Source organism: Candidatus Dadabacteria bacterium, assembly GCA_026708565.1.
GTDB lineage: Bacteria > Desulfobacterota_D > UBA1144 > Nemesobacterales > Mycalebacteriaceae > Mycalebacterium.
On record JAPOUR010000044.1, the window covers coordinates 1 to 11899 of the forward strand.

Annotated in this window: 14 protein-coding genes and 5 tRNA genes; 11 read left to right on the forward strand and 8 right to left on the reverse strand. The window is 55.1% G+C overall.

The features are described 5' to 3' along the window. Window positions 1–14: 14 nt before the first annotated feature. The 3 genes from OXF42_05755 to OXF42_05765 are packed head-to-tail and all read right to left on the reverse strand — an operon-like array spanning window position 15 to window position 1355. Window positions 15–851, reverse strand: a complete 837-nt coding sequence (locus tag OXF42_05755) for an AAA family ATPase (GenBank protein ID MCY4047593.1) — start codon at window positions 849–851, stop codon at window positions 15–17. Continuing rightward, on the reverse strand, window positions 851–1129 hold the full coding sequence (locus OXF42_05760; protein MCY4047594.1) for a type II toxin-antitoxin system RelE/ParE family toxin: 279 nt from the start codon (window positions 1127–1129) through the stop codon (window positions 851–853). Before OXF42_05760 ends, OXF42_05755 begins: the two co-directional genes overlap by 1 nt. After that, entirely contained in the window at window positions 1116–1355 is a 240-nt protein-coding gene (locus OXF42_05765) for a ribbon-helix-helix protein, CopG family (GenBank protein ID MCY4047595.1), read from the reverse strand. The genes OXF42_05760 and OXF42_05765 overlap by 14 nt, the downstream gene beginning before the upstream one ends. A gap of 76 nt (window positions 1356–1431) precedes the next feature. Between OXF42_05765 and OXF42_05770 the strand changes: the two genes are divergently transcribed. The 7 genes from OXF42_05770 (at window position 1432) to OXF42_05800 (ending at window position 4236) form a co-directional block, all read left to right on the forward strand. Continuing rightward, a complete protein-coding gene (locus OXF42_05770) occupies window positions 1432–1773 on the forward strand; it encodes a hypothetical protein (protein ID MCY4047596.1) in 342 nt (113 codons plus the stop codon). Window positions 1774–1805: 32 nt separating this feature from the next. Further along, complete coding sequence (locus OXF42_05775) at window positions 1806–3119, forward strand: mannosyltransferase family protein (GenBank protein ID MCY4047597.1); 1314 nt, start codon at window positions 1806–1808, stop codon at window positions 3117–3119. A 76-nt stretch (window positions 3120–3195) separates the two neighbouring features. Then, a tRNA-Ile gene (locus OXF42_05780) sits at window positions 3196–3270 on the forward strand. A gap of 28 nt (window positions 3271–3298) precedes the next feature. After that, a tRNA-Ala gene (locus OXF42_05785) sits at window positions 3299–3371 on the forward strand. 55 nt (window positions 3372–3426) lie between these two features. Continuing rightward, window positions 3427–3502 (forward strand) — tRNA-Ala (locus tag OXF42_05790). A gap of 341 nt (window positions 3503–3843) precedes the next feature. Next, the gene (locus tag OXF42_05795; protein ID MCY4047598.1) at window positions 3844–4017 is read left to right on the forward strand and encodes a hypothetical protein; all 174 of its coding nucleotides are present in this window, start codon (window positions 3844–3846) and stop codon (window positions 4015–4017) included. Between the two features lie 12 nt (window positions 4018–4029). Then, complete coding sequence (locus tag OXF42_05800; GenBank protein MCY4047599.1) at window positions 4030–4236, forward strand: hypothetical protein; 207 nt, start codon at window positions 4030–4032, stop codon at window positions 4234–4236. Window positions 4237–4507: 271 nt separating this feature from the next. On the opposite strand, the gene OXF42_05805 is transcribed toward OXF42_05800, so the two are convergent. From OXF42_05805 to rsmD, 3 genes are read right to left on the reverse strand one after another with little or no spacing between them, the layout of a single operon-like run. After that, window positions 4508–5698, reverse strand: coding sequence for a pyridoxal phosphate-dependent aminotransferase (locus tag OXF42_05805; GenBank protein ID MCY4047600.1), 1191 nt, complete (start codon window positions 5696–5698; stop codon window positions 4508–4510). A gap of 2 nt (window positions 5699–5700) precedes the next feature. Further along, on the reverse strand, window positions 5701–6195 hold the full coding sequence (gene coaD, locus OXF42_05810) for a pantetheine-phosphate adenylyltransferase (GenBank protein ID MCY4047601.1): 495 nt from the start codon (window positions 6193–6195) through the stop codon (window positions 5701–5703). A 14-nt stretch (window positions 6196–6209) separates the two neighbouring features. Continuing rightward, on the reverse strand, window positions 6210–6773 hold the full coding sequence (rsmD, locus tag OXF42_05815; protein MCY4047602.1) for a 16S rRNA (guanine(966)-N(2))-methyltransferase RsmD: 564 nt from the start codon (window positions 6771–6773) through the stop codon (window positions 6210–6212). Window positions 6774–6882: 109 nt separating this feature from the next. Here rsmD and gyrA point away from each other — a divergent pair, with 109 nt between their 5' ends. From gyrA to OXF42_05830, 3 genes are read left to right on the forward strand one after another with little or no spacing between them, the layout of a single operon-like run. Then, window positions 6883–9408, forward strand: a complete 2526-nt coding sequence (gene gyrA, locus OXF42_05820) for a DNA gyrase subunit A (protein MCY4047603.1) — start codon at window positions 6883–6885, stop codon at window positions 9406–9408. Window positions 9409–9417: 9 nt separating this feature from the next. Continuing rightward, entirely contained in the window at window positions 9418–9912 is a 495-nt protein-coding gene (locus OXF42_05825; protein MCY4047604.1) for a PaaI family thioesterase, read from the forward strand. Further along, window positions 9909–10508: a glutathione S-transferase family protein gene (locus OXF42_05830; GenBank protein ID MCY4047605.1), complete on the forward strand. Its 600-nt coding sequence runs from the start codon at window positions 9909–9911 to the stop codon at window positions 10506–10508. Before OXF42_05825 ends, OXF42_05830 begins: the two co-directional genes overlap by 4 nt. Here OXF42_05830 and OXF42_05835 read toward each other — a convergent pair. Both OXF42_05835 and OXF42_05840 read right to left on the reverse strand, forming a co-directional pair. Next, a tRNA-Gly gene (locus OXF42_05835) sits at window positions 10508–10581 on the reverse strand. The genes OXF42_05830 and OXF42_05835 overlap by 1 nt on opposite strands. Window positions 10582–10635: 54 nt before the next feature. Next, window positions 10636–10709 (reverse strand) — tRNA-Gly (locus tag OXF42_05840). A gap of 81 nt (window positions 10710–10790) precedes the next feature. Between OXF42_05840 and proB the strand changes: the two genes are divergently transcribed. Further along, window positions 10791–11899, forward strand: a 1109-nt coding sequence (gene proB / locus OXF42_05845; GenBank protein ID MCY4047606.1) for a glutamate 5-kinase, incomplete at its 3' end; no start/stop codon positions are given.

The following is an 11899-nucleotide window of genomic DNA, read 5'->3' on the forward strand; positions in this document are numbered from 1 at the left end:
TGCTGTTTGCCACTCTACTCGCTCTTCCCGTCCACCGGACAAATCTCCGTCATGCTCCCGTCCGGATGCAGCTTCATTATGATGTCGTTCTTCACGATAATGGCGTCATAGCCAAGTTTGCGTTTCCGTTCCAGTTCTTTGGCAACCCCGCGCTCCCAGCACTGGAGAATAAACTCCGTGTCCACATCGCCTATGTGGCGCTTTGCGCCGTTTTGAGGTTTATCCGTATCCGCTGTGTATTCCCCAACGCTTTCTTTTGCTCCGGTCTCTTCTTTCATCTCCGCCTCCCGTTTCAGGTTATTGTATAACTCCCTGTCCGATACCGTAACACTTTTTCCCCTCTGTTTGAAGATAAGTCTTCTCTCTTTCGTGGAGCTGTCCAGACACTCAATCTCGCTGCAAACCGGCGCATAAGTGAACAGATTCCTCAAAGTTCTGCCGTAACGTCTGCGTATGTCTCTCTCCGGCACATTGTGCCCGCCCTGCCGGACGCGCTGGCGAACCCTGTTTAGCGAAGTTTCCGCGCTCGGTATCCACAGATAAACCATGTTAACCCGCCAGCCATCTTCAATCATCCTGCGGATTCTCGTCAAATGCGCCGTGCCGGATAAAGTTGTCTCAAAGGCAAAGTACTCTCTCCTCCCTATGCACTCCTCAACTTCCTTAAGAAACAGTTTTCCCGCTTTCAGCAAATGCTGTTCGTTTGTGCCAAGAGGCGACAGCGCCGTGGCTATCATGTCGGCGTTCAGGAAAACATTGCAGTCGGTCTCCGGCAGAAACTCCATCGCAAAGGTGGTTTTCCCCGCCCCGTTAGGCCCCGCTATGATTGTGCAAACCGGCTGTGTCATCATTAGTGCAAATTCTTCCTGTATGCGTCTTTTCTGTGGCGTATCCTTGTTACCGTAACAACATTTTCATCCTCATCCACCTTGTAGATAATCCTGTAAACACCCTGCCTTGCCCTGTAATGGAAGTCGCTGACTGACAGTTTCCTAATTCCGCTTCCCGTTTTCGGGTCGTCCGCAAGGGAACCGATTCTCCCGATTATCCTTTCTCTTGTTCTCCGGTGCGGAATTAAGGCCAACTCTTTTGCAGCGGACGCCCGGATTATGATTTTATATCTTGCCACGTTTCTTCAGGTCTTTTACAACCTCGTCAAAAGGTATCGCCTTTTCTCTTTCCCTTTTTCTGCTGACAGCGTAATCATCCACATCTTCGGCAAGGCAGTCTCTGACCGCTTCGTTGATAAGAGCGGAAACTGAAGTGTCGTTTCCCGCGGCTATCAGGCGAAGTTCACGGGCAAGTTTCGCGTCAAGATAGACGGTTGTTCTCTTTGTGTCCGTTCTTTTCTCCATATTCACGCCTCCTGTAAAAACAGGGTAGCGTCATAATGTTATGATGTCAATCCGCCATGATGTATAATCACCCCGAATGAAACGAAAGAGCAAGACATGCTACGGTGTGAACGGCCCGCTTACCGAATACAATTCCCGCAGCGAGGCTCTTGAGGGGGCGGATTACGCGAAAGCGGAGTTTGGATACGACCTTGTTCCCTATGCTTGCGAGTTGTGCGGCTACTTTCACATAGGCCCCGGAGACCGCGCGCCGGGCAGGACTTGCGAGCACTGCACGGGCGCCGAGGGCGGCAATAAGGACATATATCCCACTGAAGGGGAGGCGCGGCGCATGGTGGATGCAAAGCGCAAAAGGGGGGTGTCTCTGAAGTTTTATCCCTGCCCGGTGGGCAACGGTTGGCATTTGACCAAAAAATAAGACCCCCTGTGTTATAATCACGCCTTCATCCAATGGGTAAAAAAAACAGGATTAAAAAACGGCGGCGGGTGAATGACTCTCCGGGCTCGGAAGGCGGTGAAGCCGCCGCAGTGAAGAGAGATTCTGTCTCTACGGAGTTAGAGGAATCAAAGTCCGGCAACTCAAGGGATGCGCTTCGTTACATTCTTATTCTTTTTGTCACTACAAGGGTTTTTCTGACGGTCACGGGAGTTCTTGCAAGGGCTTTTATCGGAGAGTTTCAAACCGCGGGGCCCATAGCCCAGTACGGCATACTCGGCACGGGGCAGGCATGGCTGGATATATGGGGAGTGTGGGACTCCAGATGGTATCTGACAATCGCGGAAAACTGGTATGTTGCCGAAAAGGCCGCTGGCGGATATGTGTCATATGCCTTCTTTCCCCTGTATCCGCTTTTAATAAAATGGGGACCCGGCCTGATCTTCGGAAATTTTGCCGGAGGAATTGTTGTTTCCAATCTGGCGCTGATTGGCGCCGCATGGTTTCTCTACAAACTTGTTGGGATGCGGGCGGGGCACGAAACGGGAAAAAAGGCGGTTCTCTTTATGTTCCTTTTTCCCTCCGCTTTTTATTTTTCCGCAATTCTCACCGAGTCGCTTTTCGCCCTTGTTTCCATTGCGTCCGTTTACTTTGCCCGCAGAAACAACTGGCTTGCCGCCGGCCTGCTCGGAGGATGCGCCGCTTTAACCCGTTCAGTTGGGCTTTTTCTCGCCGTTCCCCTGTTGCTGGAATACCTTTCACAAAAAAATTACAGAATAAGAAATATACGTCCCGATTTTCTGTTTCTCGGCATTCTGCCGCTGGGGACGCTCATTTTTGCTCTTATATGCTATTCCGTTACGGGAAACCCGCTTGCTCTGGCCCAATCCCAGTCCGCATGGGGAGGCTCTTTGACAAACCCGCTGTGGTCTCTCTGGGATTCCCTGTTCGGTTCTCATCAGGGCATAGCGCAGTCGTGGCTTGACATCAACTCCTACAGCCTGCTTGGGTGGGACAACATTATTCCCGGAGCTGTTCTTGGCGCCGTAATTTCAATTTACTGCCTTTATTATCTGGTCAAAGGGTTCAGGAAGACGGAGATTTCCCTGTTTGTCTATTCCATGATGCTTATACTGTTTCCCCTTTCAACTTTGTCGTTCGCCACATTTTCAATGTCGCGCTACTGCCTTGTAGTTTTCCCCGTTTTTATGATTCTTGCGCACACAATCAAAAAGGGCGGCGTTCTGTATTGGGCGACCCTGCTGGTGTTTGCAATTCTTCAGACGGTCGCCATGGCGCTGTGGACAAACGGGTTCCATATTGTCTGAAAAAGCGGCGGGTCTGTCCCTTTGAGCCCTGTTTTGACACCACAGCCGATTGTTTATACACTTTACCGCCTTGCAAGGGCCCATAGCTCAGCCCGGTTAGAGCGCACCCCTGATAAGGGTGAGGTCGATGGTTCAAATCCATCTGGGCCCAATGGAACTGTTTGTGAGATTTTCCGTCAGGGGGTGTAGCTCAGTTGGGAGAGCGCCGGCTTTGCAAGCCGGAGGTCGGCGGTTCGAGCCCGCTCACCTCCACAAAAAACCGGTCGGCAAAGCGGCGGTTTCCTGTTATTCTACAACTTCACCCTAGGGGGCCGTAGCTCAGTCGGGAGAGCGCAACACTGGCAGTGTTGAGGTCGTGGGTTCGAATCCCATCGGCTCCACCACAACCCTTTTACCGTCTTTCCACTTCGTAACCGCCATACTGTGGCCAATCTGATTTCCGCGCCCGTCCGTTTTGAACCTCCCGTAGAAGGTCGTAAAGTCCAGTCTCTTTGCCGTTTCCCGGAGGGCTTTGTCATCTTCGCCCGCATTTTCAATCGCGCACTTTTCCGCTATGAGCCCTATGTTGAACGCTTGCGCGGCGGGATAGTCCGGGTGGTGTCCGTTCCTTTCCGCAAACATTGCCGCAAACTCCGCTCCGGAGGGGCCGAACTCCGCCTCAGGCGATGTTTCCTCCTCCCACTGGCTCACTGAAAAAACGCCCTCGCACCGGTCTGCAAATACCTTGCCGAACTCATCCACTCCCGCCGCGACAAAGCACAGAAACTCCGGCCTTTCCCTCATTGAGAAAACCCTTTCCGCAAGCGCGATGTCATCTTCCATTCTTCCGACAGCAAGAAGCGCGTCCGCTCCTCTTGCGGCATTCAAAACCCGCTCCGCCCCCGCGGCGGGGTCATAAGCGACCCTCTGAATGTCCATCCCGAAATCCGCTCCGCGCCTCGCCGCTCCGCCCGCGACCATGCCTGAAAATCCGCTTCCCTCCGCCTCCGCCACGGCAACCTTTTTCTTCCCCGCCCGCTTGAGCATGTCAACAACCGGAACGAAATACCGGCTTGCGGGCGTTATGCAACTCACCACATTGCCGTATTGCGTGATTTCATCGGACGCCCCGCCATGATTCCAGAGCGTTCCGCCGAGGGCGTGCGCGGCGCGCGCGGCGGCAAGGCACAGGCTGCTTGAATACGGTCCGAAAACTGCGTCAACCGTTCTGTTGCGGCAGAAATGCGCCGTCCATTCAGCCGCTTTTTCCGGGTCGCTTCCGTCATCTTCAACAAGCAGTTCCGCGCCGGAATACTCCGCCCACAACTCCGCGCCCCGAAGCGCTTTGCGTCCGAGAGCGGCGAACCTTCCGGTCAAACTGATGGGGATTGCGGCTTTCAGGGGCATTGTCAGGAGAGCAGGGCGAGCGCCTTTTCTATCCTGACCATTCCCTCTTCTATGTTTTCCATTGATGTGGCGTAGGAGATTCTCAGATGGTTTTCCATTCCGAACTCCACGCCCGGAACTACGGCGACCTTTGCCTGATTGAGCAGAAACTCCGCAAGCGTAACGCTGTCTTTGATTTCGCCGTCTCCGAACTTTTTACCGATGAAGTTTCCGGCGGACGGAAAGATGTAGAACGCGCCGCTTGGTGTAAGGCACTCAAACCCTATTTCCCGGACGCGCGAAACTATAAAATCCCTTCTGCGTTCAAACTCCTCCGCGCGCCTCTCCACAACTTCCTGACTGCCGGATAGCGCTTCGGCGGCGGCGACTTGCGCCATGGAAGGCGGGTTTGAAGTGCATTGCCCCTGTATGCGCGACATAGCCGATATGACATCCGCATTCGCCGCCGCATATCCGATTCTCCAGCCGGTCATTGAATACGATTTTGAAACCCCGTTCACAAGGATGGAGTTTTCTCTCACATCGTCTCCCAAAGCCGCCACGGGCGTGTGCTTCGCGCCGCCGTAGAGGATTTTGTCGTATATCTCGTCCGACACGATGAATATGCCCGCCTCCGTTGCCACGCCCGCAATTTCCGCGAGTTCCTTTTCATCATAGGTCGCGCCGGTGGGGTTTGAGGGGTAGTTCAATATCAGCGCGCGCGTTCTCGGGGAGATGAGTTTTTTGAGCCCCCCCGGCGTGAGTTTGAACCCGTCCTTCAGCGCGGTCTCCGCGATGACGGGCGTCGCCCCCGCGAGCGCGATTTGCGCCGGGTATGAAACCCAGTAGGGAGACGGCACGATTACTTCGTCTCCGGGATTAAAGACCGCCTGCGCCACATTGTAAAGCGTGTGCTTTGCGCCGCATGAGACCATCACTTCGGCGGGTGAATATTCAATCCCGTAGTCCAGTTTGATTCTTTCGGTGATGGCTTTTTTCAGTTCGGCTGTTCCGCCCACGGGCGTGTATTTGGTGAAGCCGCTTTTGATTGACTCAATGCCCGCCTCTTTGATGTTGCCGGGCGTGTCAAAGTCCGGCTCTCCCGCGCCAAATCCGATGACGTCCACCCCTTCGGCGCGCAACTCCTTTACCTTCGCCGTGATTGCAAGTGTGGCGGACTGCTTTATCTCCGCCGCTCTTTGTGAAATGTCTATGCTCATTTTCCCTTCCCGGCGCGCAGTCGCGCGCGCAGTTTTTTCTCAACAAAGTCCGGAATCATGCCGTCCGCAGACCCGCCGAGCGCCACAACCTCTTTTATCAGAGATGAACTGATATGGGAGAACCGCGCTTCGGTAACCATAAAGACCGTTTCAATCGCGGGCTTGAGAGACTTGTTTGCGGTTGCCATCTGAAGTTCGTATTCAAAGTCCGAAACGCTTCTCATACCCCTGAGTATGACCCCCGCCTCTTTTTTTGCCGCGTATTCCATAAGCAACCCGTCAAACGGCTCAACCTTGACGTTGCTTTTGCCCGCGACCGCCTTTTGCGCCATTGCCACCCGCTCCTTAAGGGGGAAAGTTGCCGACCCCGGCGGCTTTTTTGCGACCGCGACCGTCAACTCGTCAAACACCTCCGCCCCGCGCTCAATGATGTTTATGTGCCCGAGGGTAACGGGGTCAAAAGACCCCGGATATATCGCCGTCTTCTTCATACTGTTTCTTTTCTTCACGGTGAGATTATGCTGACGGTTGTGCCTCCGTATCTTTTCGTCACACGTTTTTCGCCGGAATGTTCTCCGCCATCCTCCCCGCCGGTCTCATACTCTATTACAATTCTGCCGTTTTGCGACAGCAGGGAAGAAAAACGCGCCTCAAGTTTGCTCTCCGAAATTTTTTTGTAAAGCGAGTAGGGCGGCATTATGAACACGAGGTCAAACTTTCTTCCGCTTTCGGTCAGGATTTCCGCCGCTTTGCGGTAGTCTGCGCGGATTACTTTGCATCTGTCTTCAAAGCCGCATTGTTTGATGTTGTTGTGAATGACCTCCGCCACCTGCGGGCTTTTTTCAACGAACACGGCCGAGTCCGCCCCGCGGCTGAGGCATTCTATGCCGAGCGCGCCGGAGCCTGCGAACACGTCCAGGACATGCGCCCCGCGCAAATCGCCCAGAGTGTCAAAGACGGACTTCCTGACCCGCGCCGTCATTGGGCGCACTCCCTTGCTTGCGGTTTTAATTTTTCTGCCCTTTGCCGAGCCGGTGATGATTCTCATAATGGAGCGGTAAGGATACACTGTTGGAGTGTCCGGGCGAAGGGGGCGTTCTCCTCCCGCCTTTGATAATTGATTGTCCGCCCCTTTCATAATATAATGTAACCAATCAGACCTTAACGGTTTTCAAACAATGCCCGACGACACATCCCGCTTTCTTCCCACAAGCATTGAAGATGAGATGAAAGACTCTTATCTCTCCTACTCAATGAGTGTGATTGTGGGCAGGGCGCTGCCGGACGCGAGAGACGGAATGAAACCCGTCCACAGGCGCATCCTTTACGGAATGCACGAGGTAGGCAACGCATGGAACAGACCCTACAAAAAATCCGCCAGAATTGTGGGGGATGTGATGGGAAAGTTCCACCCTCACGGCGATTCAGCCATTTATGACACCCTCGTCCGCATGGCGCAGGACTTCTCAATGCGCTACCCGCTTGTTGACGGACAGGGCAACTTCGGCTCCATGGACGGAGACCCGCCCGCCGCCATGCGGTACACCGAAGTGCGGCTTGACAGAATCGCGGGCGAGATTTTAGACGACCTTGACAAGGAAACGGTTGACTTCGTTCCCAACTACGACGGCGGCGAGCATGAGCCCGTGGTGCTGCCCGCGCGGTTGCCCAACCTGCTCCTGAACGGCTCATCGGGAATAGCGGTCGGCATGTCAACCAACATTCCCCCGCACAACCTCGGCGAACTTGTTGACGCCATCATCGCGCAAATCAAAGACCCGGACATCACAGTCGCAAAACTTATGAAACACCTTCCGGGGCCGGACTTCCCCACGGGCGGATTTATTCACGGCAGCGCCCCGATACGGCAGATATACGAGACCGGAAGAGGCATCATCAAGATCAGGGCGCGCGCCTCCATTGAGAAACAGAAAAAGGGTGACAAAAGCCTCGTAGTCATCAGCGAAATCCCCTATCAGGTCAACAAGGTCAAACTTATAGAGCGCATCGCCGAACTCGTCCGTGACGAGAAAATCAAAGGCATAAGCGACATCCGTGACGAGTCCGACAGAGACGGCATCCGCCTTGTCGTGGAACTCAAACGGGGCGAAAACGCGGAGGTTATTCTCAACCAGCTTTACAAAAATACCCAGATGGACACCTCTTTCGGCGTCATCATGCTCGCCCTTGTCGGCAACCAGCCCGAAGTGCTGAGCCTCAAAGAAGCGCTCGCCCAGTTCATCGGCCACCGCAGGGAAGTGGTCATCCGCAGAACCCTGTTTGAACTTGAAAAGGCGGAAGCCCGCCTCCACATTCTGGACGGCCTCAAGATCGCGCTGGACAATCTGGACGCCGTAATCAAGATGATTCGCTCATCAAAGAGTCCGGGCGAGGCGAAAGCCGCCCTTATAGAGAAACTCTCCCTGTCCGACATACAGGCGCAGGCAATCCTTGACATGCGTCTCCAGAGGCTCACCGCCCTTGAGAGGGAGAAAATTCTTGAGGAAAGAAAGGAGTTGCTTGAGACCGTGGCGCGGCTTAAAAAGATACTTGCGGATGAGAGTTTGATACTGAAGATAGTGAGCGATGAACTTGCCGAACTGAAAAGCAAATACGCCGACAAAAGAAGAACCGAAATCATTGAAAATGCCGAGGAAATCTCAATTGAAGACCTCATTTCCGATGAAGACATGGTGGTAACCATCTCGCACGAGGGCTACATCAAAACCACCCCGCTCAGCATTTACAGAAGCCAGAGACGCGGCGGCAAGGGCAAGAAGGGAATGACCACCCGCGAGAGCGATTTCGTTGAAGACCTGTTCACGGCGTCAAACCACAATTACGTGCTTTTCTTCACAAACCACGGCAGGTGTCACTGGCTCAAGGTGTATGAAATACCGGAGGCCGGGCGCACGGCGAAGGGCAGGGCGATGGTGAACCTGCTCAATCTGGGCGAGGGCGAAAAGGTGGCGGCGGTGCTTCCGGTGAGAAAGTTTGAGGATGACAAGTTCATACTGATGGCGACCCGGCGCGGCGTTGTGAAGAAAACCGGCCTGATGGCGTATTCGCGCCCGCGCTCGGGCGGAATCATCGCCCTTAACATCAAAGACGGAGACGAACTTGTCGCCGCGAGAATCACGGACGGGAAAAGTGAAATTTTCCTCTCCTCCCACGACGGCAAGGGCATCAGGTTTGAAGAGTCAAAAGTGCGCGCGATGGGCAGAACCGCATCGGGCGTCAAGGGGTTCAATCTGGAAAAAGACGACTGGCTGGTGAGCCTTGAGGTTGCTCCCGACCCCGAAGCGCAAATGCTGACCGTTACGGAAAAGGGCTTTGGAAAACGGACGCGCCTGTCCGGCTACCGGCAGACAAACCGGGGCGGCAAGGGTGTGAAAACCGTTGATATAACGGCGAAAAACGGCAAGGTGATAGGAACTTTTCAGGTTACGAACGCAACGCAGATGATATTTGTTACCACTCCCGCGGGCAAGGTAATAAGGGTGAATGTCAGCGAGATACGCAGCACGGGACGTGTGGCGCAGGGCGTGAGGGTGGTGCGCCTTGAGCGCGGCGAGACCATTGCCGCCGCCGCAAAGGTTGTTGAGAGAGACGATTCGGACGCAGACGAAGACGGGCGGGAGCAGGCAAACGGCGCGACCGCAAACGGCGCAGCCCCTCCCGCAGACGGCGGCGGGAAAGAGTGAGGAGCGCTCTTGCCCAGAGAGATTGAAAATGTTTTCATTGACCTTCCGGGCAACAACTGCTTTGCCTGCCATCCGGGCAATGAACTCGGCCTTCGCCTGAAGTTTTTCGCCGATGACGACACCGGCGAGGTGTTCACCACATTTGCTCCCGAAAGGCATTTCAACGGCTTTCCCGGCATACTTCACGGCGGAATACAGTGCGCGATAATGGATGAACTCGCGTTCTGGGCGATGTTTGACAAGGTCGGCAAAATAGGTGTTACAACCCGCATAGATTTGCGCTATCTTGCTCCGGTGGGCTTTGACGCCCCGCTTGAAGCGCGCGCAAAGATGATTGAGTTTGAAGGCGTAAAGGCGCGCGTTTCCGCCTCAATAAAGGGCAAAAACGGCAGAGACTCCGCAAGGGCGGTGGTAACCTATGCCCTGCCGGACAAAAAGGCCCTCGGCGCAATCCTCGGCGAAAACACGCTTAAAGGCAAGTTTGAGAGGTATATTCGGGAATGAAACTCTACACCCATCCCCTTTCCGGCAACGCCTACAAGGCGGAGTTGTTGCTCAACCATCTGGGTGTTGAGTTTGAGAGGGTCAACACGGACATCTTCAAGGGCGAACACCAAACCGGTGAATTTGCCGCGCTTAACCCCAACCGCAAAATACCCGTTCTTGTTGACGGCGATTTTGTTATGTGGGAATCCAACGCGCTTCTTTTCTACATAGGGCGCAAGTTTGCCCCCAATCCGTATTTTCCCGAAGAGCCGGAGACTTTCGGCCTTGCCTCGCAGTGGGTTTTGTTCGGAAAAACCACGCTTGACACCCCGCTTGCCCTTGCCCGCTTCTGGACAAAGTTTCTGCCGCCCGAAAAGGTTGACCCCGCCGCGCTTGCGCAAAAACGCGAAGAAGGGCGGGCGGCGCTTGAGATTCTGAACGGCGCGCTCAAGTCCCGCGACTTTCTTGCGGGTCCCTACACCATAGCGGACATCGCGTGCTACCCGTATGTCGCCCTCGCCCACGAGGGCGAAGTTGACATCTCGGACTATTCCGCCGTTTCAAAATGGGTGAAAAGGGTGGAGGCTCAGCCCGGCTGGACGGCAATGGGATGAGCGGGAGACGGGATTCGAACCCGCGACCTCTTCCTTGGCAAGGAAACGCTCTAGCCAACTGAGCTACTCCCGCGAGCGGTTTTGAGGCTATCCGCCGCCCCTCTTGTTGTCAAACGCGCATGCGGTGAGCGGGAGACGGGATTCGAACCCGCGACCTCTTGCTTGGGAAGCAAATGCTCTGGCCAGCTGAGCTACTCCCGCAATTGGACTTTGCGGCGGCGAGAGTGGAAACTATCACCCGCGCTCCGGTCTGTCAATTAACTTCGGCGCGCGGAACGTGCAATGCCGACGGCAAACAGAAAGTTTATTTCAGGCGTGAAAACCGCCGTCATAAAAATAGGGAGCAGCGTCCTTGTTTCAGACGGCGGGCTTGATGAAAATGTCTTTGCGTCCATAGCGGAGCAGGTATCGCTTGTGCGCGGCGGGGGCGTCCGGGTCGCCCTTGTGTCTTCCGGCGCCATTGCGGCGGGGATGAAAAAATTAGGCGTTTCCTCAAAGCCCGACACCGTCCGGCGCAAGCAGGCGGTTGCCGCATGCGGGCAGAGTTACCTTATGTGGAACTACGAGAGAGTGTTTTCAGAGAACGGCATTTCCGTGGCGCAAGTGCTTCTCACTCAGGACGGTCTTTCGGACAGGCGCTGCTTTCTCAACGCTCGCGGCACTTTCAGGGAACTTCTGGACATGGGCGTCATTCCGGTCGTTAACGAAAACGACACGGTCGCCACGGATGAAATCGTCTTCGGCGACAATGACAACCTTGCCGCCATAGTCGCCGCCCTTGTGGAGGCGGACCTGCTCGTCATGCTCACCGACACCGAGGGCGTGTATGAGAAAAATCCCGATGAAAACGCGGACGCCCGCCTGCTGTCCGTCATAGAGGACACGGAACTCGCCGTCAGAGAAAGCGCGGGCGACACCTTCGGGGCGACCACCACCGGCGGGATGAAAACCAAACTTGAGGCGGCGGGCAAGGCGTCCGCGTTCGGAGTTCCGTGTGTTATAGCGGACGGACGGGATTTTGGCAACATTGGCCGCGTATTTGGCGGTGAGAATGTGGGAACGCTTGTCCCCGCACGCGGAGACAAGATGGGGGCGCGCAAGCACTGGATTGCCTACACGCTCAAACCCGCCGGAACGATAACGCTTGATGACGGGGCCGCCGGGGCGGTCGGCAAATCGGGCAAAAGTCTCCTTCCTTCCGGCGTGGTGAGCGTCAGCGGCGAGTTCCGCCGGGGCGACCCCGTTTTGTGTGTTGACTCAGAAGGCGGGGAGATAGCGCGCGGGCTGGTCTCGTATTCCTCGGATGAGATGCGCCGGATTTGCGGATTAAAGGCGTCGGAGATTGAGAAAACGCTCGGCTACAAATACGGGGATGAGGTTATTCACCGCGA